At 62.2% G+C, this 21,589-nt stretch carries 19 protein-coding genes; 6 read left to right on the top strand and 13 right to left on the bottom strand.

Features of this window, described 5'->3' with window-relative positions:
* Positions 1 to 2: 2 nt before the first annotated feature.
* Entirely contained in the window at positions 3 to 854 is an 852-nt protein-coding gene (gene motA / locus ACEN93_RS19480; protein ID WP_007952169.1) for a flagellar motor stator protein MotA, read from the bottom strand.
* A gap of 167 nt (positions 855 to 1,021) precedes the next feature.
* Here motA and ACEN93_RS19475 point away from each other — a divergent pair, with 167 nt between their 5' ends.
* From ACEN93_RS19475 to asd, 3 genes are read left to right on the top strand one after another with little or no spacing between them, the layout of a single operon-like run.
* Complete coding sequence (locus ACEN93_RS19475; RefSeq protein WP_495610396.1) at positions 1,022 to 2,560, top strand: HDOD domain-containing protein; 1,539 nt, start codon at positions 1,022 to 1,024, stop codon at positions 2,558 to 2,560.
* Between the two features lie 39 nt (positions 2,561 to 2,599).
* Positions 2,600 to 3,415 carry a rhodanese-like domain-containing protein gene (locus tag ACEN93_RS19470; RefSeq protein WP_039766622.1) on the top strand — a complete coding sequence of 272 codons (816 nt, stop codon included), beginning with the start codon at positions 2,600 to 2,602 and terminating at the stop codon, positions 3,413 to 3,415.
* Between the two features lie 18 nt (positions 3,416 to 3,433).
* Complete coding sequence (asd, locus tag ACEN93_RS19465) at positions 3,434 to 4,294, top strand: archaetidylserine decarboxylase (RefSeq protein ID WP_007952166.1); 861 nt, start codon at positions 3,434 to 3,436, stop codon at positions 4,292 to 4,294.
* A gap of 60 nt (positions 4,295 to 4,354) precedes the next feature.
* On the opposite strand, the gene ACEN93_RS19460 is transcribed toward asd, so the two are convergent.
* A complete protein-coding gene (locus tag ACEN93_RS19460; protein ID WP_039766619.1) occupies positions 4,355 to 4,756 on the bottom strand; it encodes a lectin OAA family protein in 402 nt (133 codons plus the stop codon).
* Positions 4,757 to 4,978: 222 nt separating this feature from the next.
* Between ACEN93_RS19460 and ACEN93_RS19455 the strand changes: the two genes are divergently transcribed.
* The gene (locus tag ACEN93_RS19455; protein WP_163973913.1) at positions 4,979 to 6,733 is read left to right on the top strand and encodes a cyclic-di-GMP receptor FimW-related protein; all 1,755 of its coding nucleotides are present in this window, start codon (positions 4,979 to 4,981) and stop codon (positions 6,731 to 6,733) included.
* Positions 6,734 to 6,772: 39 nt separating this feature from the next.
* On the opposite strand, the gene serB is transcribed toward ACEN93_RS19455, so the two are convergent.
* Positions 6,773 to 7,987 (bottom strand): phosphoserine phosphatase SerB, encoded by a 1,215-nt coding sequence (serB, locus tag ACEN93_RS19450; protein WP_039766615.1) that lies wholly within the window; start codon positions 7,985 to 7,987, stop codon positions 6,773 to 6,775.
* A gap of 134 nt (positions 7,988 to 8,121) precedes the next feature.
* Here serB and ACEN93_RS19445 point away from each other — a divergent pair, with 134 nt between their 5' ends.
* On the top strand, positions 8,122 to 9,630 hold the full coding sequence (locus ACEN93_RS19445; protein WP_490843044.1) for an AhpA/YtjB family protein: 1,509 nt from the start codon (positions 8,122 to 8,124) through the stop codon (positions 9,628 to 9,630).
* A 375-nt stretch (positions 9,631 to 10,005) separates the two neighbouring features.
* Here the strand turns inward: ACEN93_RS19445 and ACEN93_RS19440 are convergent, their stop codons facing one another.
* The 9 genes from ACEN93_RS19440 to ACEN93_RS19400 form a co-directional block, all read right to left on the bottom strand.
* Positions 10,006 to 10,716: a PqiC family protein gene (locus ACEN93_RS19440; RefSeq protein ID WP_495610395.1), complete on the bottom strand. Its 711-nt coding sequence runs from the start codon at positions 10,714 to 10,716 to the stop codon at positions 10,006 to 10,008.
* Positions 10,717 to 10,893: 177 nt separating this feature from the next.
* A complete protein-coding gene (parC, locus tag ACEN93_RS19435; protein WP_039766608.1) occupies positions 10,894 to 13,158 on the bottom strand; it encodes a DNA topoisomerase IV subunit A in 2,265 nt (754 codons plus the stop codon).
* Positions 13,159 to 13,165: 7 nt separating this feature from the next.
* Positions 13,166 to 13,690, bottom strand: a complete 525-nt coding sequence (locus ACEN93_RS19430; RefSeq protein ID WP_039766607.1) for a retropepsin-like aspartic protease family protein — start codon at positions 13,688 to 13,690, stop codon at positions 13,166 to 13,168.
* Positions 13,687 to 14,676 carry an esterase-like activity of phytase family protein gene (locus tag ACEN93_RS19425; RefSeq protein ID WP_039766604.1) on the bottom strand — a complete coding sequence of 330 codons (990 nt, stop codon included), beginning with the start codon at positions 14,674 to 14,676 and terminating at the stop codon, positions 13,687 to 13,689. The genes ACEN93_RS19430 and ACEN93_RS19425 overlap by 4 nt, the downstream gene beginning before the upstream one ends.
* Positions 14,676 to 16,583, bottom strand: a complete 1,908-nt coding sequence (parE, locus tag ACEN93_RS19420; RefSeq protein WP_039766602.1) for a DNA topoisomerase IV subunit B — start codon at positions 16,581 to 16,583, stop codon at positions 14,676 to 14,678. The genes ACEN93_RS19425 and parE overlap by 1 nt, the downstream gene beginning before the upstream one ends.
* Before the next feature lie 42 nt (positions 16,584 to 16,625).
* Complete coding sequence (locus tag ACEN93_RS19415; protein WP_039766600.1) at positions 16,626 to 17,234, bottom strand: YqiA/YcfP family alpha/beta fold hydrolase; 609 nt, start codon at positions 17,232 to 17,234, stop codon at positions 16,626 to 16,628.
* A gap of 96 nt (positions 17,235 to 17,330) precedes the next feature.
* On the bottom strand, positions 17,331 to 18,146 hold the full coding sequence (cpdA, locus tag ACEN93_RS19410; protein ID WP_495610394.1) for a 3',5'-cyclic-AMP phosphodiesterase: 816 nt from the start codon (positions 18,144 to 18,146) through the stop codon (positions 17,331 to 17,333).
* A 106-nt stretch (positions 18,147 to 18,252) separates the two neighbouring features.
* Positions 18,253 to 18,705 (bottom strand): DUF1249 domain-containing protein, encoded by a 453-nt coding sequence (locus tag ACEN93_RS19405; RefSeq protein ID WP_039766596.1) that lies wholly within the window; start codon positions 18,703 to 18,705, stop codon positions 18,253 to 18,255.
* Entirely contained in the window at positions 18,696 to 19,313 is a 618-nt protein-coding gene (locus ACEN93_RS19400) for an NUDIX domain-containing protein (protein ID WP_007952223.1), read from the bottom strand. Before ACEN93_RS19400 ends, ACEN93_RS19405 begins: the two co-directional genes overlap by 10 nt.
* 221 nt (positions 19,314 to 19,534) lie before the next feature.
* Between ACEN93_RS19400 and ACEN93_RS19395 the strand changes: the two genes are divergently transcribed.
* Positions 19,535 to 20,281 carry an RsiV family protein gene (locus ACEN93_RS19395; RefSeq protein ID WP_074689622.1) on the top strand — a complete coding sequence of 249 codons (747 nt, stop codon included), beginning with the start codon at positions 19,535 to 19,537 and terminating at the stop codon, positions 20,279 to 20,281.
* Here the strand turns inward: ACEN93_RS19395 and cytX are convergent.
* Entirely contained in the window at positions 20,250 to 21,542 is a 1,293-nt protein-coding gene (gene cytX, locus ACEN93_RS19390; protein ID WP_039766592.1) for a putative hydroxymethylpyrimidine transporter CytX, read from the bottom strand. The genes ACEN93_RS19395 and cytX overlap by 32 nt on opposite strands.
* Between the last annotated feature and the right edge of the window lie 47 nt (positions 21,543 to 21,589).

Raw genomic sequence — 21,589 nt, 5'->3', positions numbered from 1 at the left:
ACTTAGCGACCGCGAACGGCTTGTTCCAGCTCGGCAAAGCTTGGACGGTGAGCCGGGTACAGAACCTTGCGACCGAACTCGACAGCCAGTGACGGCGGCATGCCGGAAGCCGAAGCCACCAGCGAGGCCTTGATGGCTTCGTAAACGTTCAGCTCTTCCTTGGCATCGTGGGCCAGGGAGTGCGCCAGCGGGCCGAAGAAACCGTACGCCGCGAGAATACCGAAGAAGGTACCCACGAGTGCCGCACCTACGTGCAGACCGATGGATTTCTGATCGCCTTCACCCAGGGAGGCCATGGTCACCACGATACCCAGTACCGCCGCAACGATACCGAAACCCGGCATGGCGTCGGCAATGCCGTTCACCGCGTGGGACGGATGCTCGAGGTCTTCCTTCAGGCTGTACAGTTCCATGTCGAACAGGCCTTCCAGCTCGTGGGGAGCCATGTTGCCGGACGACATGATGCGCAGGTAGTCGCAGATGAACGCGGTCATGCGCTCGTCTTTCAGTACCGCCGGGTACTTGGCGAAGATCGGGCTCGCGGCGGCATCTTCGATGTCGCCCTCGATGGCCATCATGCCTTCGCGGCGGCTCTTGTTGAGGATCTCGTAGATCAGGCCCAGCACTTCCAGATAGAACGTGTGGCTGAAACGCGAACTGAACATGCTCAGGGATTTCTTGAGCACGTGCATCGTCATGTAGCCGGGGTTGGCCTGGAGGAATGCACCGAGTGCAGCACCACCGATGATCATTACCTCGAAAGGCTGGATCAGGGCGGCAATCTTGCCGTGGGAGAGCACGTATCCGCCGAGCACGCTCGCGAATACGACGATGATGCCGATAATTTTAGCCATAGGTAGAAAGGTACTTGTTTAAGTCGGGTTCAAGGTCATATTCGGAAGTTAAAAAATCTCTTCTTCTACTTATCGGCAAAACTGCGCCAGACTATAGCCAGTTCAGGCGAAAAGCCAATTTAGCCCATGCCGGGCGCGTCTACAGTCAGTGAAGATCTCGTCCAGACATGGCTAATGAAACGAACGTCCCACACGTGAAACCGACCACACTCGATGGTTGGGTGAAGCTGCTCGACAGCGTTCGCCTGCCGGTGCCGCAAGACGCCCATGACCGGGTCTGCCGGGCGATTCGCGATGACCGCAGCTCGTTGCGCGACATCGCCGACCTGATGCAGGACAGCCCGGCGCTGGCCCTGAGCATCATCCGCGAAGCCAACCGCCACACCCACGGCAACATGAGCGCGCCGGCGGAAAACCTCGAAGTGGCGATCAATCGCCTCGGCCTTGCCCGCACCGAAGAATTGCTGGCTCGCCTGCCCGCCGAACCTGCCGCGCAGATCCCCCAGCCCCTGCGCCAGTTGCAGATGATCAGCCAGCACGCCACGCAACAGGCCAACGGTTTTTTCGCCAGTCGCCTGGCGCGACTGTGGCAGGACATTCATTGGGGCAGCCTGCTGTTTCTGTCGCCGCTGTGGCCGTTGGCGCTGACCTTTCCCAAATTGCTTGAAGAGTGGGAACTGCGGGTTATCCACAAAGGCGAATCAGCGCGAGTCGTGGAAAAGCAGCTGTTCGGTGTATGCCTGCTGAAAATCGGCGAAGCACTGGTGGAAGCCTGGCGTCTGCCGATCTGGGTCCAGCAAGGTTACCGGCTGCTGCTGACCGAACAGCGCGAACTGGTCAAGGTCCTGCGTATCGCCCGCGACGTCGATCATCCGCTGCGCCAGCAAAACCGCCTCGACGACGATCCGACCCTGCGCCGCTGGCTCAACCAGCCGGCCAACACCGTGTTGCTGGCCAACGGCCTGGCACTCTCGGCGCAACAGGCCTGGGACAGTCCGCACAGTGAGCGCTGGCAATACCTGACCAGCCTCTACCTGCAAATCTCGATGGACGAGGTGCAACAGCAGTTGCACCAACAGGCCGCCGTCAGCGCTCGCCATCATTCCATGCCGGACCTGTGGCACCCGGCGGTTTCGCTGTTGTGGCCTTGGGGCGCCCGACGCCTGCCCGCCGGAATGCTGCCGGCTGCGGCGCCTTCCGCTGACGACCTGACCCAGTGGCGCCGGCAATGCGCCGAGCTGCTGGCCGTGCCAAGCCGCTTCACCAACGCCATGAGCCTGACCGTCGCCGCCCGCGATGCGCTGGTCGCCAGTGGCATGCGCCGGGTGATGATCCTGATGGCCGACCGCAGCCACGCCAATCTGCGCGTCCATCAAACCTCGGGGTTGCCGAAGGAAGCCGCTGCGCTCAATTTCGTCGTCAGCCAGAGTTCGGTGCTGCAACGCTTGCTCACGCAGCAGGCGCAAGTGCGGATCACCCCGGACAACAACGCCCAGTTTTCCGCCCTGTTGCCGCCCTCGCTGCGCACGCTGTTTCGTGGCGAACACCTGTTCCTGCGTTCACTGGTGAACAACGGCCGGGTGATCATGATCGTGGTCGCCGACCAGGGTGGCGGGCCGTTCGCCGACATCACTGTGCAAGCCTTCGGCAAAACCGCGCAGTGCATCGAGAAAGCCCTGCACAGTTTTAGCCAGCGCGGCCAATGACAGCTACAATCCTTCCCCTTTGTGCTCTGGAGACCTCACATGTCTGATTTCTCTGGCCTGGCCCTGGTGATCGAGCCGAGCGACCTGCTGCCGCGCCTCGAATCCCGCGATCTGATTCTGGTGGATCTGACCAGTGCCGCCCGCTACGCCGAGGGACACATTCCCGGCGCACGTTTTGTTGATCCGAAACGCACCCAGCTGGGTCAGGCGCCGGCTCCGGGGCTGTTGCCGAGCAAGGAAAAACTCGAAGAACTGTTCGGTGAGCTGGGTCATCGCAAAGATGCGGTCTACGTGGTCTATGACGACGAAGGCGGCGGCTGGGCCGGGCGCTTCATCTGGCTGCTCGACGTGATCGGCCACGACAAGTATCACTACCTCGACGGCGGACTGCCGGCGTGGCTGGCGGAAGGTTCGCCGATGTCGATCCAGATTCCTCCGGCGGCGGGTGGCCCGGTTGCCCTGACCCTGCACGAGGAACCGACCGCCACCCGCGAATACCTGCAAAGCCGTCTCGGCGCCGCCGACCTGGCAATCTGGGACGCTCGCGGGCCGCTGGAGTATTCCGGCGAGAAGGTCCTGGCAGCCAAGGGCGGGCACATCCCCGGCGCGGTCAATTTCGAATGGACGGCGGGCATGGATCAGGCGCGCCAGTTGCGCATCCGCACCGACATGCCGCAGATCCTGGAAAGCCTCGGGATCACCAAAGACAAAGAAATCATTACCCACTGCCAGACCCATCACCGGTCCGGTTTCACTTATCTGGTGGCCAAGGCCCTCGGTTATCCGCGGGTCAAGGGCTACGCCGGTTCCTGGGGCGAATGGGGCAACCACCCCGACACCCCCGTCGAGCTTTAAGGATTTTTAAGGACAGTCATGAAAGAGCGTTTGTTTATCATCAGCCAGTACCTGCTGCCTCATCACCTGCTGTCGCGCCTGGCCGGCTGCGTCGCAGAGTGCCGCGTGCGCTGGTTCAAGAATGCCTTCACCACCTGGTTCGCCAAGCGTTATCAAGTGGACATGTCGCAGGCACTGGTTGAAGACGTCACCGCTTACGAGCACTTCAACGCCTTCTTCACCCGTGCCCTGAAAGACGGCGCACGTCCACTGGACCAGACTCCGGGCGCGATCCTCAGCCCGGCCGACGGTGCGATCAGCCAGCTCGGCCCGATCGAACACGGCCGAATTTTCCAGGCCAAGGGCCACAGCTTCAGCGTGCTGGAACTGCTGGGCGGCGACGCGGCCAATGCGGCGCCGTTCATGGGCGGTGAATTCGCCACTGTTTACCTGTCGCCGAAGGACTACCACCGCGTGCACATGCCGCTGGCCGGCACCCTGCGCGAAATGGTCTACATTCCGGGCCGGATCTTCTCGGTCAACCAGACCACCGCGGAAAACGTTCCGGAACTGTTCGCCCGCAACGAGCGCGTAGCGTGCATCTTCGACACCGAGCGCGGGCCGATGGCCGTGGTGCTGGTGGGCGCGATGATCGTGGCATCGATCGAAACCGTGTGGGCCGGTCTGGTCACGCCGCCGAAGCGCGAACTGAAAACCTTCCGTTACGACGAAGCCGCCCGTGCGCCGATCCATCTGGAAAAAGGTGCGGAACTGGGGCGCTTCAAACTGGGTTCGACCGCGATCGTGCTGTTCGGGCCGGATCAGGTGAAGTGGGTTGAAGAACTGAAGGCCGGCTCGCCGGTACAGATGGGCCAGGCCCTGGCACTGTCGAACGCCTGAACCGGTTGATCCGCCCTTTCGCACGTCTGCGAAGGGGCGGACACGACCTGGGTGGCGCCGTTACTCTATCTGCCCACGGAAGCCGATCGGCCCTTCGTTGGCGTAGGTATTGGTGCCACTGAGGTTTTTCCCGCCGTCACTCGACGTGACGCTCAACGCGATAACGTTCTGGTTATCCCGCCCGCCGATCACCCACTTGCCACCTGGATGCCAGGGGGCATCGTTGCCACCCCACTGATTCTCGACGTTGTACTGGTTCTGGCCAGTGCGCTGAGCCTTGAAGCCAATAGGGCCTTCACCGGCGTAGGTCATGGTGCCGGTAAAGGTTTTGCCACCGTCGCCGGACTTGATCTCGATCGCGACGACGTTCTGGTTGTCCCGCGCGCCCAGCACCCAGGTTCCACCCGGATGCCAAGGTGCCGAACTACCGCCCCATTGATTTGCCACTGCGTATTTAGACATGAACCTCATCTCCTTGAAGTTTCGGGAGACCTGCCCCGACGTTGACGGCAGGCCGTGCAACCGTGCGTTTCCGATCGCACGTCTGAGAGACTAGTAGCGCCTGCGGGAATGGCACCAGGCCAGTAGACCAACGGTAAAAAACCCTGACAAACACCTGCGAAACAGACCACAACTGCTAGAGTTTTGGGCATTGCCCTATTCGCCGCCGGAGCTTGTCACGGCATGAGTGAGCCACGATCCCGACCACCACTGAGCGCCCCGACGCCCACGCAGTTGCGCCTGTCCTTCTGTGAAGCCACCCCGCGCGACCTCAAACGCTGGATCGCCGACCTGCCCAAGGCCAACATCGGCGAAACCGCGCGCCTGCTGTATCAAGGCCTCAACGAACTCAATCAACTGCTGACCCCCAGCGACAACCGCCTGCATCTGTTGGAGCTTCTGCGGCCCGAGGTGTATTTCGTCTGCCAGCATCTGGAACGGCATTTTCTGCATCAGGCGATCATGCTCGATGAGCGCTCACGCAAGATCAGCAATCTGTGCCAGGCCCTGCAAAGTCAGCTGGCCATCGGTTACAAACACATCATTCTGCGGATCGCGCCCAAGTACTCCCGGGATCGCGCAGCCCTGGTGAGCGAAGCGTTGCAGCGGGCGGCCCACGCGCTGAAAGGGCAACTGGTTCGCGCCACGCAGTTGTACAGCCCGGCGCCGGAACAGCTGTGGTTCGAACTGCATCAATTGTTTCGCTGCGCCTGCGAGCTGCAACTTCAGCATCGCCGGGTACGCGACGACCTCGCCAGCCTGACCGCAGAGCTGAGCGTCGAGCAGACCTACCTCGCGGCCCTGTTGCTGGGCAGCGCCCGCTGCAATCAGTTGCGACAGAATCAGATCGCGCGCCTGGCCCAGGTGGTGGAACCCTGGAGCGCGTGGCTGAAGCTGCAGCCCGCCAATCCGGGCGCGGGCTTGTTCGCGGTCTCGGCAGACATCGACGCCGGCCCGCGTTACCGCTCGCAGTTTCGCAGCGAGCAACAGGCAGGGTTGCTCGGTTTTGATCCGCAACCGCTGGTGAATGCCATCGAGGCGCACCTTCAGCATCAGGACACAACGACGCCGCTGCCCGTGCCGGCCGGCCTGACCCTCGACACCCTGCAACACCTGCACGCGACCTGGGGCGAAACCGCCGAGCGCAGCTTTCAGCGCACCGTCGGCCAGGGCAACCTGACCGTGTGCGTCGGTATGAGCGCCCTGCACTTCTACCTCGGCGGCGAACGCACTTTCAGCGAATTGCTCAAGCACCCCGGCGCCCGTGCGGCGAATTTCAGCCGCGCGGTGGTTCAGGGGGAAAAGGACAGCTGGAGCCAGGCGTTCGATGCCGCGCCACAGGGTACGTCCGAGGAATTGCTGCCCTACGAGGAAATCCGCTACGAACCGCTGGCCGACGACGAAAGCGGCACCGACAGCCCGCCGCATTATCCGACCTATGCCTTGCCCGTCATCAACCACAGCCCCGGCGGTTACTGCCTGGCCTGGCCAAAAGAAGTACCTGCCGAATTGCAGGCCGGGGAAATGGTCGGGATTCAGGACAGCCTCAATCAGGGCTGGAGCATTGCCGTGGTGCGCTGGATCCGCCAGGTGCGCGGCGCCGGTACGCAAATGGGCATCGAACTGGTGGCGCCCCACGCTCAGCCCTGCGGCTTGCAGCTGGTGCGCACCCGGGATGATCACAGCCATTACCTTCGAGGGTTGTTATTGCCGGAAATCAGTGCGATCGACTTGCCGGCGACGTTACTGGCGCCACGGCTGCCGTTTCAGGAAGGCAATAAAGTGCTGATCAACACCCAGGGTGAAGAGCACCGCGCCGGGCTGGATCGGCGGGTGGCAAGCACTCACAGTTTCAATCAGTTTGCCTATCGCTCGCTGGAGGCCGCGCAGAATGGCGGAAGCGAGGAAGATTTCGACTCGTTGTGGAAATCCCTTTGAGCCAGGACCGCAGCCGAGGGCTGCGATCCTGCGCCGACGTCAGAGCTGTCCGTCGCGATCGCGGAAGCCCAGCAGGTACAGCACGCCATCCAGCCCCAGGGTCGAGATCGCCTGCTTCGCCGACTGCTTGACCAGCGGCTTGGCGCGGAACGCCACGCCCAGACCGGCAATCGCCAGCATCGGCAGGTCGTTGGCGCCGTCGCCCACGGCGATGGTCTGCTCCAGACGCAAACCTTCTTTTTCAGCCAGCTGTTTCAGCAGATCGGCCTTGCGCTGGGCATCGACGATCGGCTCGATTGCCACGCCGGTGCACTTGCCGTCGACCACTTCCAGTTCGTTGGCGAACACGTAGTCGATACCGAGTTTTGCCTGCAATTGCTTGGCGAAGTAGGTGAAGCCGCCCGACAGAATCGCGGTCTTGTAGCCCAGACGCTTGAGTTCGGCGAACAGGGTTTCGGCGCCCTCGGTCAGGCGCAGCGAGGCGCCGATCGAATCGAGCACGCTGACATCCAGGCCCTTGAGCAACGCCAGGCGCTCTTTGAAGCTGGCGCGGAAGTCCAGCTCGCCGGCCATTGCCCGCTCGGTGATTTGCGAAACCTGATCGCCGACGCCGGCGGCTTTGGCCAGTTCGTCGATGACTTCGGCTTCGATCAGGGTCGAGTCCATGTCGAACACCGCCAGACGACGGTTGCGACGGAACAGCGAATCTTCCTGGAAGGCGATGTCGACGTTCAGCTCCTGAGCCACGCTGAGGAATTCGGCGCGCAGGGCCTGCGGGTCGGCCGCTTCGCCTCGTACGGAGAACTCGATGCAGCCCTTGCCCTTGTCAGCCGGGGTGTCCAGCGGCATGCGACCCGACAGACGGTCGATATGGTCGATGTTCAGGCCGTATTTGGCGGTGATCGAGCTCACGGCCTGCAACTGGCCGGCGGTGACCTTGCGAGTCAGCAGGGTAACGATGTGGCGTTTCTTGCCCTGATTGCCCACCCATTGCTGGTAATCCTCTTCGGACACCGGGGTGAAACGCACCTGCTGGTCAAGCTCATAGCCCTTGAACAGGATATCCTTGAGCACCGACTTGCCTTGCTCGGAATCGGGGATTTCCACGAGGATGCCGAACGACAGCATGTCGTGGATCACCGCCTGACCGATGTCGAGGATATTCACACCACCCTGGGCCAGAACACCGGTAATGGCCGCCGTCAGACCCGGACGGTCGACTCCCGTGATGTTAATCAGGACGATTTCGCGCAACGCGCACCCCCGCAACTGGAAAAAAACCGCATTCTACCCACTTTCAGTGACCATCGGGCACCGCCAGCGCTTTGCCGGTCTAGGGCCTGTCGCTATACTGCGCGTCAACTTCACGGACAAAAGAGCCGAGCTCAGTGAACCGGCCCACGCCAGTTAAAACCGATAACTTCTTTCTGCTGATCTTCCGTGCACTGCGCCACCGCCGTGTACCGATTGCATTGCGCATCGCCAGCCATAACGTGATCCTGGTCGCCCTGGCCCTGGTGATCTATGCCTGCGTGATGGGCCTGCAGTTCAAGCAGGCCATGCACGAGCAGGCCGATGCGCTGGGCGAAAGCCTGACTACGCAGACCGCCACCTCTGCCACCGAACTGCTGGTGTCCAACGACATCCTCAGCCTCAACGTGCTGCTCAACAACCTGACCAAGAACAAACTGGTGGCCCACGCCGCCATCTACAGTGTGGACAACCGCATCCTCGCCGAGTCCGGTCAGCGGCCCAAGCACGGCCTGCTGGGCGAAGCCGAGGGCATGTACGAGAGCAAGATCACCTTCCAGGACGTGACCGCCGGACAACTGCGCATCAGCCTGGACATGGATCAGTTCCAGCAGCCGATGACCATCAGCCTGCAAAGCATGGGCATCCTGAGTGCAATCCTGCTGGCACTGTCCCTGGCCCTGAGCCTGCGTCTGGGCCGGCACATCTCCACGCCGCTGCTGCAATTGCGCGTGTGGCTGCGCCGGATCGACGAATACACGCCGGGTATCGAGCGTCAGGACGAGATCGGCGATCTTGCCCGCCAGTTGCACGCCAACTACGCCCCGGAGCCGGCCGAACCGGAGCCGGAACCGGAACCCGAGTTCGAGGACGACGAGCCGGAATTCGAAGTGCGCAACCTGCGTGATCCGAGTTTCGACGAAAGCCGCCCGATGGCTGCGCAGAAGCCTGCGCCACGCCATGTGGTCAGCACCGTTGAAGACGACGATGACGAAGACCCGTTCGCCGATCTGCGTGACGAATCGCTGAGCGATACCGCGCAACCGGCCGTGCGCCGACCGACCCCGAGCGTGCCGCAACACACGGCGGTGCTGGCGGTGCAATTGGGCTCGCAGGAACAACTGCGCCGTTTGCCGCGCGCACGTCTGGATGAGTTGCAGGATCGCTATCGCGACTGCCTGGAGCAGGCCGCTTCGCTGTATCAGGGCGAAATCGAAACCCTGAACGACGGCAGCACGCTGATGCTGTTCCACACCGAAGACAGCGGCGACGATTACCTGACCAACGCCATCTGCTGCGGCGAGCTGCTGCGGGCGCTGGGCCATCAGTTGCAGATCGAAGTCGCCGACAGCGGCATCACCCTGCAATTGCAGTTGGGCCTGACCCTCGGCGACGAGCTGTTCGGCCTGAGCCAGATCGACCTGTTGCTGACCGACTCCGCCCAGGACGCCCTGGCTCTGTCGCAACACAGCCGCAACCTGCTGCTGGTGGAGCGCAAGATCGGTGACGACGCGCTGATTCGCCAGCGCGCACGAATCCGGCCGATTGCCAGCCCTGAGGGGGCTTGCTGCGTGGAGCGGTTGATGGAGCCTTATCCGTCAATGCTTGAGCGGCAACTGGCGCGGATGCATGAGCGTCGGGCCTGAGGCCCTGCCCTTGATGTGAAGAAGCCCGCAGACGAGTGATTGTCTGCGGGCTTTTTTGTGCGTGGGGTTTTCGTGATTGCGCCAGGCTTTGGAGCCCCCTCACCCTAGCCCTCTCCCAGAGGGAGAGGGGACTGATAGGAGAATATTGGGTATCTACACCGACCTGAACGTGCCGTGCCGAATCCACAATCGTAAGACCGCACTGCGCCAAATCCATAATCGCCAAGATCTTTCAGGTCGATGGATAACGCCAGACACCTCGGTCGGCCCCCTCTCCCTCCGGGAGAGGGCGGGGGTGAGGGGCTTTTGACTTTTCACCGCTCTAGACACAACAAAGCCCGCACAAGGCGGGCTCTGTCCTGACTCATTCCAGCCTTAGAAGCGAAACACTTCCATATCCGTACGAATCGGCGAAGCCATCGGTATCTTCGGCTGTTTCTCGGCTTCCGACGCCGGCGCTGCCGGTTTCGGTGCCGACTTGCGTGGCGCCTCGGCGACCGGTGGCTGATTGGCCAACGGTTTGAGCGCTACCGACAGTTGCTCGGCCAGACGCTGCAACAACACGCCCTGCGCCTGCACCTGTGCGGCGGTGGTACCGGCATGTTGCTCCTGCAGATGGACGATGCGGTTGTCACGCACCTGGCCACGGCGGTCGATCAGGCGCCATTGCGCGTCCAGAATCGCCGGTTGCTTGGCACCGGAATCCAGACGAGTGATGGTCAACAGCACCTGCACATCCGGGGTGAAGCCCAGGGTCGCTGGCGCCAGCACCACGCGCTGACTGTCCAGATGCCCGGCAACCTGACGCAACAGCAACTGATCGATGTCCGATGAAAGGCTACCGGCCCAGCGACCATCGGTCGAGGCCTGCAGGCTGCCGTCCGGCTGACGCTGCAACAGGGTTTCCCGTTGCAGGTAATCGGCAACGATCACAGGGCCCAGCAAAACTGCCATGCCCGCGCTTTGCGCAGGCTGGGCCGGACTTCCGCTGTCCAGCTGATACAGCGACACCGGCTGGTGAACGCTGCAACCCGCCAGACCAAGAACGCCGGCGAGCAGGAAAATAAGGGGGCGCAGAGAAGTCATCATCCCGTCCAGGTGGCCGCCACAAGGCTGACCACAGTGAAAATACTCAATAAATATGAATAACGCTCGGCCACGCCGGCGCTTGGAAAGGCCATATCATCCGTGAATATGCGTTCCGACTCCAGCGCCAAAGCGCCGATCTACGGGTTAAATCGTAGATCGGAGCGTCTAGGACGCCTAATTGAGGTTTTCGACGAGCAGCGCATCCACTCGCTGGAAGCCACGTGGCAGTTTGTTACCACGGCGACCACGTTCACCTTTGTAGTGTTCGAGGTCGTCGGCCTTCAGCGACAAGGTGCGTTTTCCGGCCTGCAGCACCAAGGTGGCGCCTTCCGGAAGAACGGCGATGTCCGTGACATATTCTTCGCGACTGGCCACACGCTCACCGGAAATACCGATGATCTTGTTGCCTTTGCCCTTCCCTAATTGTGGCAGATCGCTGATCTTGAAGATCAGCAGGCGACCCTCGGTCGTTACCGAAGCCAGCCAGTTGTGTTCGCGATCGGCAACCGGACGCGGCGCGATCACCTTGGCGTTGTTCGGCAGGCTCAACAGGGCCTTGCCGGCTTTGTTCTTGGCTTGCAGGTCTTCGCCTTTCACCACGAAACCGTAGCCGGCGTCGGAGGCGATCACGTACAGCGAGTCCTCTTCAGGCATCAGCACGCATTCGAACGTTGCGCCCGGCGGTGGCGTCAGACGGCCGGTCAACGGCTCGCCCTGACCCCGTGCCGATGGCAGGGTGTGGGTGGCCAGCGAGTAACTGCGGCCCGTGGAGTCGATGACCACGGCCGACTGGTTCGAACGCCCCGCCGCCGAAGTCTTGAAGCCGTCGCCGGCCTTGTACGACAGGCCGGTGGCGTCGATATCGTGGCCCTTCGCCGAACGGATCCAGCCTTTTTCCGACAGCACAACGGTCACTTTCTCGTTCGGCAGCAGATCGTGCTCGGTCAGCGCCTTGGCTTCGGCGCGCTCGACGATTGGCGACCGACGGTCATCGCCGTAAGTTTCGGCATCTTTCAACAGTTCGCTGCGCACAAGTTTCTTCAACTTGGCTTCGCTGCCCAGCAGGGCTTGCAGCTTGGCCTGTTCCTTGAGCAGTTCGTCCTGCTCGTCGCGCAGCTTCATCTCTTCCAGTCGCGCCAACTGACGCAGACGGGTGTCGAGGATGTAGTCGGCCTGGATTTCGCTGAGGGCAAAACGCTCGATCAGTTTGGCTTTCGGATGCTCCTCGGTACGGATGATGTGGATCACTTCATCCAGGTTGAGGTAGGCAATCAGCAAACCGTCCAACAGGTGCAGGCGACGCTCGACCTTGTCGAGGCGAAATTGCAAGCGGCGACGCACGGTCAGCACGCGGAATTCCAGCCACTCCACCAGCAACGCACGGAGGTTTTTCAGCTGCGGCTTGCCGTCCAGACCGATGATGTTGACGTTGACCCGGTAGGTCGACTCCAGCTCGGTGCTGGCGAACAGGTGCTGCATCAGCGCTTCGTGATCGACACGGCTGTTGACCGGGATGATCACGATGCGGCACGGGTTTTCGTGGTCGGATTCATCACGCAGGTCGGCGATCTGCGGGGCTTTCGATGGTTTGGCCTGCATCAGCGCGGCGATCTGTTCCAGCACCTTGGCCCCGGAGACCTGGTGCGGCAGCGCGGTGACGATGATGTCGCCGTCCTCGACGTGGTACACGGCGCGCATGCGCACCGAGCCCTTGCCGGTTTCGTACATTTTCAGCAGGTCGGCGCGCGGGGTGATGATTTCCGCTTCGGTCGGGTAGTCCGGGCCCTGAATGTGTTCGCAGAGCTGTTCGACCGTGGCTTTCGGCTCATCGAGCAGGCGCACGCAGGCGGTGGCGACTTCGCGCAGGTTGTGCGGCGGCACGTCGGTGGCCATGCCCACGGCGATCCCGGTGGTGCCGTTGAGCAGGATGTTCGGCAAACGTGCCGGCAACACCAGCGGTTCCTGCAGGGTGCCGTCGAAGTTCGGGCCCCAGTCTGCGGTGCCCTGGCCCAATTCGCTGAGCAGCACTTCGGAGTAACGCGACAGCCGCGCTTCGGTGTAACGCATGGCGGCGAAGGACTTCGGATCGTCCGGCGCACCCCAGTTGCCCTGGCCGTCCACCAGCGTGTAGCGATAGCTGAACGGCTGGGCCATCAGCACCATCGCTTCGTAGCACGCCGAGTCGCCGTGCGGGTGGAATTTGCCGAGCACGTCGCCGACGGTACGCGCCGACTTCTTGTGCTTGGAATCGGCATCCAGCCCCAGCTCGCTCATGGCGTAGACGATACGCCGCTGTACCGGTTTCAGGCCGTCGCCGATATGCGGCAGGGCGCGGTCCATGATCACGTACATGGAGTAGTTGAGGTAGGCATTTTCGGTGAAGTCAGCCAGCGAGCGGCGTTCTACACCGTCCAGGCTGAGATCAAGGGAGTCGCTCATGCGGGCCTCATCGGTTCGTTGTCTGGCGCAGCAGCATGGTGCCACCGCGCTGGGTAAATTCAAGTTTGTTCAGGGCGCTCATGCCGAGCAGCACCTGATCGCCATGCAGGCCGGGCGCCACCAGTGCGCGGACATCCCGCAACACGATGTCGCCCAGTTGCAGGCGGTCGATACGGGTGCGATAGCCCTGGCTCAGGCCATTGGCCGTGCTCAGGGTCACACCGAAACCTTCTTCCAGCCTGAGGTCTTTCGCCACCTCGGCCGGGATTGCCACATCGGTCGCGCCGGTGTCGAGCATGAACTCCACCGGCCGACCGTTGATCAGGCCGCTGGCGACAAAATGTCCCTGGGCGTTGCCGATCAATTTCACTTCGATAAAGCCGTTGCCCTGCTGCGAAGCCACTTCCACATTGGGATTACGCTGGCGTTCTTCCCACTGGCTGAAAAACCGCGTGGCCAGAAACAGCGCCGCGCACCACGCCAGAATCATCAGCACCCGACCGGCGCGCTTGCCCGGCGGTTGCTGGCTCACGGCTTGGCGCTCCAGCCACCCTCAGGCGCGGCGAAACGCCAGATGATCGGGCGAACCTCGCCGTCGGCGCGAGGGCCGAAATTGTTGTCGACGCCGATCCAGGCGCCTTGAGCATCGACCACCAGCGCCTCTTCCAGGCCGAAGTTCTGTGAATAACGCCGATTGGCCTGCAACAGCTCGGCCGCATACGACCAGCAGAGCTCGACCCTGGCCGTCTGCGCATCGCGACGACAGATCTGGTACGCGTTGCGCTCAAGGGTAAACAGCTTGCCGTTGAACAGGGAGATATCGGAAAAATCCCGATTGACCGGACGGGCTTTCGGGAACTGCGGCGGTTGCATTTCCATGCCGCCTTCACTGAGCAGCACGCAGCGACCGTCACAATCCCACACCGTCTGCTGGCGTTTGATCAGCAACAAACCGCGACTTTGCCGCTCGGCAGCCAGCCACATCTGATCGCCCGCCGGGTTGATCGCCAGCCCTTCGAATAACGCGTTGAATTGCAGCAGCATGCCGCTGGCCCGCGCCTCGCGAACCATCATCGGCGAGATTTTCAGCCACGACGACGGCCCCTGCGGCGGCACTTGCAGCACGGCCGCGTGGGCTTCGCTGACGATGTAGCGGTTGCCTGCGCTGTCACAGCTGATGCCTTCGAAATCCAGATCCCCGCCCCGAATGAACGACGCCGCCCAGGTGCGCGAACTGATGCCCCACGGCAAGCCGCTGTCCGGCACTTTCGGCGGATCGATGCGTACGGCCGTAGCCTGCCAGACCCGGTCGCGGATATCGAGACGGTAGATCTGATCATCGTCGCGGTCCGAAACGGTCCACAGGTCATTGCCGCACAAGGCCAGCCCCGACAGGTTGCCGCCGCGCATGCCTTCGACCGGGTGTTCGGCGAGCACGCGCAATTCTTGCACAGGCTCCGCCGACACCGTCATCGAACCCAGCAGCAATGCACCCGCCAAGGCCCAGCCAAACCGCATCAGGCCAGAACCTCGGCAAGGTTACCCTTGGATTCGAGCCAGGTCTTGCGGTCGCCGGCGCGTTTTTTCGCCAGCAACATGTCCATCATTTCCGAGGTCTGGGCGAAGTCGTCCCCGAGGGTCAACTGCACCAGGCGCCGGGTGTTCGGGTCCATGGTGGTTTCGCGCAGTTGCGGCGGGTTCATTTCACCCAGGCCTTTGAATCGGGTGACCTGCGGCTTGCCGCGCTTCTTCTCGGCCACCAGACGGTCGAGGATCCCGTCGCGCTCGGCTTCGTCGAGGGCGTAGTAGATTTCTTTGCCCAGATCGATGCGGTACAGCGGCGGCATTGCCACGTAGACATGACCGGCATCCACCAGTGGGCGGAAATGCTGGACGAACAAGGCGCAGAGCAAGGTTGCGATGTGCAGACCGTCGGAGTCGGCGTCGGCGAGGATGCAGATCTTGCCGTAGCGCAGCTGGCTCATGTCCTCGGCGCCCGGATCGACACCGATGGCCACGGCGATGTTGTGCACTTCCTGGCTGGCCAGCACTTCGCTGCCGTCGACTTCCCAGGTGTTGAGGATCTTGCCGCGCAACGGCAGGATCGCCTGAAATTCCTTGTCTCGCGCCTGCTTGGCCGAACCGCCGGCGGAATCACCTTCCACCAGGAACAGCTCGGAACGCATCGGGTCCTGCCCGGCGCAATCGGCCAGCTTGCCCGGCAATGCCGGGCCCTGGGTGATGCGCTTGCGTTCAACTTTCTTGCTGGCTTTCAGGCGCCGGCCAGCGTTGCTGATCGCCAGTTCCGCCAGGGCCAGACCGGTTTCCGGGTTGGCGTTGAGCCACAGGCTGAACGCATCCTTGACCACGCCGGAGACAAACGCCGCCGCTTCACGGGACGACAGACGTTCCTTGGTCTGACCGGAGAATTGCGGTTCCTGCATCTTCATCGACAGAACGAAAGCGATGCGCTCCCAGACGTCTTCCGGTGCCAGCTTCACGCCGCGCGGCAGCAGGCTGCGGAATTCGCAGAACTCGCGCATCGCGTCGAGCAGACCCTGACGCAGACCGTTGACGTGGGTACCGCCCTGCTCCGTCGGGATCAGGTTGACGTAGCTTTCAGTGACCGAGGTGCCGCCTTCCGGCAGCCAAAGCAGGGCCCACTCGACCGCTTCCTTGGTGCCGGCCAGGTTGCCGCAGAACGGCGCATCCGGCAGACGCTCGAATTCGCTGACCGCATCCACCAGATAGGAGCGCAAGCCATCCTCGTAATGCCACTCGACCTTTTCGCCGGTGCCTTTGTCTTCGAAGCTGATCAGCAGCCCCGGGCACAGAACGGCCTTGGCCTTGAGCACATGCTTGAGGCGGCTGATGGAGAATTTCGGCGAGTCGAAGTATTTCGGGTCCGGCGCGAAGTACACGCTGGTCCCGGTATTGCGCTTGCCGACGGTGCCGATCACTTGCAGATCGGTGGCCTTGAAGCCGTCGGCAAAGGTCATTTCATATTCGTTGCCGTCACGCTTGACCCGCACCCGCACCTGGGTCGACAAGGCGTTGACCACGGAAATACCCACCCCGTGCAGACCGCCGGAGAACTGGTAGTTCTTGTTGGAAAACTTGCCGCCCGCATGGAGCTTGGTGAGGATCAGTTCAACGCCCGAAACACCCTCTTCCGGGTGGATGTCAACCGGCATGCCACGGCCATCGTCGCAGACTTCCAGCGAGTGGTCGGCGTGGAGGATGACCTGGATCGATTTGGCGTGGCCGGCCAGGGCTTCGTCGACACTGTTGTCGATGACTTCCTGGGCAAGGTGGTTCGGCCGACTGGTGTCGGTGTACATGCCGGGGCGTTTGCGCACCGGGTCGAGGCCCGAGAGGACTTCGATGGCGTCGGCGTTATAGGAGCTAGCGCTGGGAGTGGCCATAGGGTCTCGTCGTCAGTGATTCAATGAAAATGGGGCAAGACTTCACAGTGCGGTGAAATCGATTGCCTGATAGGTATCGGCGCCAATCCCGGCAAAGCCGAGCAATGCCGGCAATCGTGTAACAAATCCCTGGAAACTGTGGTCGCCGCCGGCCTGAATGCGCAAGGCACAGGCCCGGTAATACTGCTGGGCAAGGCGATAATCCAGCGTTTCATCCCCGGTCTGCAACCATACCTGATATCGCTGCGGATCCTGCGGCGCCGGCACTTCCAGCTCGGCCAGGGCCGTCACGTGGTCGTGGGTCAGCTCCCAGGTTTCGTCGGTGTACAGGTTTTTCTGGGTGCCCAGGTGTCCGTCGAACATCCGGTGCGGGCTGACGGCCGGGTTGACCAGCAGGGCTTTCAGGCCATGGCGCTCGGCCAGGTGAGTCGCATAGTAGCCGCCGAGCGAGCTTCCCACCAGCAATGGCCGGCCGAGTTCGGCGATTGCCTGTTCCAGCTGACCGATGGCTTCGCGTGGGTGGTGATGCAGCGCCGGCACACGCAGTTGGTCGCTCAACCCCAGCCGCTCCATCACCTCGACCAGCTGACAGGCCTTTTTCGAGGCCGGCGCGCTGTTGAAACCATGGATATAGAGAATCGAACCGGACATTTGAGCTCCCTGGGCGTCGGCTGAAGAAAGCGGAGTTTACAGGGAGTCAGGGGATGTTGGGCCAGCACCCGAGGAAATCAGCGCTGCATCCGTCAATCAGTAACCGTTGGAGCCGTAATCCACCTGAAAATCAAAACCGGTGACACGCTCCACGCCGGTCTCCAGCCGCCCATCCGGCAACAAGCGCAACCAGCGATACCCCGGTGCCTGCTCGCCGACCTTGAAATCTTCACTGCCTGGCTCGAACTGAATGCAGGTCGACGGCGAGGCAATCAGCCTTACGCCGTTGCGTTCGCGGTCGATTTCCTGATGGACATGTCCCCACAGTACGGCGCGGGCCTGCGGGAAACGGTCGAGCACGTCGAAAAACGCTTCCGGATTGCGCAAGCCGATCGGCTCCATCCAGGCGCAACCGATCGACACAGGATGATGGTGAAAGCACACCAGATGATGGCGATCCGGCGCTTCACTCAGGGAGCGGGCGAGCAATTGCAGTTGGTCATCCTGCAAATACCCCGGCACCGATCCGGGCACCGCCGAATCGAGCAGGGTCACACGCCAGTTGCCGACATCCACCACAGACTCCAGCAATGCACTCTTCACCGTCGCCTGCGCCATGATTTGCGGTTCGTCGTGGTTGCCGGGGATCCAGCGGGCCGGCGCGTCGATCTGCGCCGTCATCTGCCGGAATTGCTGGTAGGACTCCAGCGTACCGTCCTGGGACAGGTCGCCGCTGGCCACGATCAGGTCGATCCGCGGTTGCTGCTCGAGCACCAGCTCGATGACTTTTTGCAGACTCTCACGGGTGTTCATGCCCAGCAGCGTTCCTTCCGCCTCGGCGAACAGATGGCTGTCAGAGAGTTGCACCAGCAACGCCGTGTCGGCGGTGGTCAAAGTCGATACGCTCGGCAAGGCGTTCTCCCCCGGGATCGCGGGACTGGATAGGTGCGGCAATTATGCGGGGGGGACACCACAAAGAGAAACCGGCGAACCGGACGCAGTTCACAACTTGCGCTGGTTATCGGACTGCCGCGTATTCGTGTCCGCACGCCAGACAATGACTCAGCCATTCACCCAGGAACAGATTGAGCTGGGCTTTTTCGTCCGGCTGGTGCATGGCCGCATTCGGGTAAGGATAGACGCCGCGAAAGCGTCGCGCATGCTCGGCACTGATCACCTCGGCCATACGCGCGTCGTGATAGACCTGCACCTCCAGTTGCGGCACCGGCAGCCATGGCAGGCTGTGTTCCTGACGCACCTGCAGAGTCGTGGTGTACGGACAGGCCTGCAGCACTTCCAGAGTCAGCACGCCGAGCATCTGGTCGCCCTGGGTTACCGCGATGCGCCGCGCTTCGGGGTCGCTGCGCATGTCCGGCAAGAGTCGCATCAGGCGCGCGTAGTTCGCCTCGCAGGCGGCTTGCAGCCCTGCGAGGTCGACGCGGTAGCGATCGCGCAACTTGTTTACGACCATAGCCCCCTCACTTCGGCGCGATTGAGCGCCAGCCACTGCAAGGCGATGATGCTCGCCGCATTGGCAATCCGTCCGTCACGTACGGCCTGCAAGGCATCTTCAAAGGCCCAGACCGTGACGCGAATATCTTCGGCTTCTTCCTCCAGCCCATGCAGGCCGCCCGCGCCTTCGGTGCTGCAACGCCCCAGATACAAATGTACGAACTCGTTGCTGCCACCCGGCGATGGAAAGTATTTGGTCATCGGCCACAGGGCTTTGATGTCCAGCCCAGCTTCCTCCTGCGCCTCGCGGTGAGCAACTTCTTCCGGCTGTTCGTCCTTGTCGATCAGACCGGCGACCAGTTCCACCAGCCACGGGTTGTCCGCCTTGCCCAGAGCCCCGACGCGAAACTGCTCGATCAGCACCACTTCATCGCGCTGCGGATCGTAGGGCAGCATGCACACCGCATCGTGGCGCACGAACACTTCACGATTGATTTCGCGGCTCATGCCACCGGCGAACAGTTCGTGGCGCAAGTGCAGACGGTCGAGCTTGTAGAAGCCCTTGTAGCACTGCTCGCGTCGCACGATATCGACGGCGGTCGGAATGGCTTTGGCAAAATCGGTCATGAGCATCCTCTTTACTGCAAATCCAATACGAGGCGCCTTACCTGCGACCTCGACTTCGCGCCATCCTAACGCGCCGGTGACGTTTGATGCAGCCCCTTTGCTGTCAGCGGGATGGACGGTGGAGGCGAAACCCACTCTAATTAGCTTAGTGGCGAACTGACCGCTTCGTTGAGAGTCGAAGCGGTAACTTTTTGCCTTCCCCTGCTTCAGAAAGGACGCCCATGTCGCTTTTCAAAATTGCCTCCGTGGCCGCCATCGCCCTGACCCTGGGCGCCTGCGCCAGCCTGTTCCAGCCCAACCTGCGCACGCCGCTGGAAACCACCCGCGACGCCTCGGAAACGCTGAAACCCGGTTGTTCCAACCAGGACTGTCCGTTGGTAAACATCGATACGTTGCGCTTCCCGGCAGAACCGGCGCTGGACGGCATCATCGAAAAACGCCTGCTGCAAATGACCCGCACCGCACCGAACGCCCCGGTGGCGCCGACGCTGGCAGCGTATCGCGAGCAGTTCCTGGCCAACGCCGGCCCGCGCAACAGCAGCTATTTGCAGGCGAAAGTACGCGAGCAGCATGACGGTCTGGTGATCATCGAAACCTCGAGCTACCTGGACACCGGCGGTGCCCACGGTACGCCGGGACGCGGTTTCATCAACTATTCGCGTCAGCAACACAAGGTGCTGACCCTGGCGGACATGCTGCTGCCGGGTCAGGAAGAGGCATTTTGGAAAGCGGCGCAAGTGGCGCACAACAGCTGGCTGATCAGCACCAAGCTCGATCAGGAACCGGAATTCGTGAAGAGCTGGCCGTTCGTCAAAACCCCGAACGTGGCGCTGACCTACGGCGGCGTGATCCTCAAGTACGACGTGACCACCATCGCGCCTTATGCGCTGGGCCACGTCGAACTGAAGATCCCTTACCCGCGCCTGAACGGCATTCTCAAGCCCGAGCTGTTTCCCGGCCGTAACTGAAAGCCCGGCCGAGCACCAGTTGCAGCAGCCCTGCCAGCACCAGCGCCGGCAGGGTCGCGCCGACATCCGGATACAGATTGGCCAACAAGTGATAGGTGCTGATGCCACCCAGCCAGGCCAATAGTGCCGGCCAGCGCAACGCGGCCGGCGCCACTTGGGCACTGCGCTTGCGCAGGATGAAGTGATCCACCAGCACCACGCCGAACAGCGGTGCGAACACCGAGCCGATCAGCAACAGGAAGTTCTGGTACTGCGCCAACGGCGCGAGCAAGGCGATCAGGGTGCAGATCACCCCGATGGCCAGCGCCAGATGCTCGACTTTCAGACGCAACAGAATCCCACTGGAAACCGCTGCCGAGTGAATGTCGGCGAAAGCGTTCTCCGACTCGTCCAGCAGAATCAGCAACAGCGGAATCCCCAGACCGGCGCCGGCCAGTGCCAGCAGCAGCGCGTTGACTTCACCGCTCGGCGCGAATGCCAGCGTGTAGGCCACGCCGAGGCTCATCAGCCAGAAGTTGCCGATGAAGAAACCGATCGCCGTACCACCGAACACGTTCTTCGCCTTCTTGCCGAAACGCGAGTAGTCGGCAATCAGCGGCAGCCACGACAGCGGCATCGCGATGGCGATGTCGAAGCCCACGGCGAGCGGCATCGAGCCATCCCCGGCCTGTGCCCACAAGGCGGCGAGATCGGCCTTGGCGAACAGATTCCAGGTCAGCCAGATGCACGCGGCCAGAATCAGCCAGATGCCCCACTTGCGCAGAATCTTGCGCACGAACGTCAACGGCCCGCTGACCGCGAGCAATGTCGCCAATGCGCCGAAGCACAGCGTCCACAGCATCGGACTGGCCCACAGCGAACCTTCGCTGAACGCACGGGTGCCGAGCAGGCTGGCCGCATCGCGCATGACGATGATTTCGAACGAACCCCAACCGATCAGTTGCAGCAGGTTGAGCAGCGCCGGCAGGCTCGCGCCTTTGCTGCCGAGGCTGAGTTTCAGCGCGGCCATCGACGACAGGCCGGTGTCACTGCCGATCACGCCAACGGCGGCCAGCAACAGAACGCCGACCAGGGTGCCGAGAAAGATCGCCAGCAGCGATCCCGACAGGCCCAGCCCCGGCGCCAGCAACGCACCGGTCTGCAACACCATCAGGCCGATGCCGAGGGAAAACCACAGGGAAAACAGATCGCGACCGCCGAACACACGCTGGTTGGCGGGCACGGCGAGGTCGGGGGAATAAGTACCGGGTTGAATGCTCAAGGACGTTTCTCACAGAGAAGCAGAAAAAAAGCTGCAAGCTGCAAGCT

The sequence above is a fragment of the Pseudomonas sp. Pseusp21 genome (genome assembly GCF_059492145.1).
This window is presented reverse-complemented; position numbering and strand designations above follow the sequence as displayed.

Coding starts and splice junctions, on each gene's coding strand:
- motA (WP_007952169.1), bottom strand. CDS start 854: ATGGCTAAAATTATCGGCATCATCGTCGTATTCGCGAGCGTGCTCGGC.
- ACEN93_RS19475 (WP_495610396.1), top strand. CDS start 1,022: ATGGCTAATGAAACGAACGTCCCACACGTGAAACCGACCACACTCGAT.
- ACEN93_RS19470 (WP_039766622.1), top strand. CDS start 2,600: ATGTCTGATTTCTCTGGCCTGGCCCTGGTGATCGAGCCGAGCGACCTG.
- asd (WP_007952166.1), top strand. CDS start 3,434: ATGAAAGAGCGTTTGTTTATCATCAGCCAGTACCTGCTGCCTCATCAC.
- ACEN93_RS19460 (WP_039766619.1), bottom strand. CDS start 4,756: ATGTCTAAATACGCAGTGGCAAATCAATGGGGCGGTAGTTCGGCACCT.
- ACEN93_RS19455 (WP_163973913.1), top strand. CDS start 4,979: ATGAGTGAGCCACGATCCCGACCACCACTGAGCGCCCCGACGCCCACG.
- ACEN93_RS19440 (WP_495610395.1), bottom strand. CDS start 10,716: ATGACTTCTCTGCGCCCCCTTATTTTCCTGCTCGCCGGCGTTCTTGGT.
- parC (WP_039766608.1), bottom strand. CDS start 13,158: ATGAGCGACTCCCTTGATCTCAGCCTGGACGGTGTAGAACGCCGCTCG.
- ACEN93_RS19425 (WP_039766604.1), bottom strand. CDS start 14,676: ATGCGGTTTGGCTGGGCCTTGGCGGGTGCATTGCTGCTGGGTTCGATG.
- parE (WP_039766602.1), bottom strand. CDS start 16,583: ATGGCCACTCCCAGCGCTAGCTCCTATAACGCCGACGCCATCGAAGTC.
- ACEN93_RS19415 (WP_039766600.1), bottom strand. CDS start 17,234: ATGTCCGGTTCGATTCTCTATATCCATGGTTTCAACAGCGCGCCGGCC.
- ACEN93_RS19405 (WP_039766596.1), bottom strand. CDS start 18,705: ATGGTCGTAAACAAGTTGCGCGATCGCTACCGCGTCGACCTCGCAGGG.
- ACEN93_RS19400 (WP_007952223.1), bottom strand. CDS start 19,313: ATGACCGATTTTGCCAAAGCCATTCCGACCGCCGTCGATATCGTGCGA.
- ACEN93_RS19395 (WP_074689622.1), top strand. CDS start 19,535: ATGTCGCTTTTCAAAATTGCCTCCGTGGCCGCCATCGCCCTGACCCTG.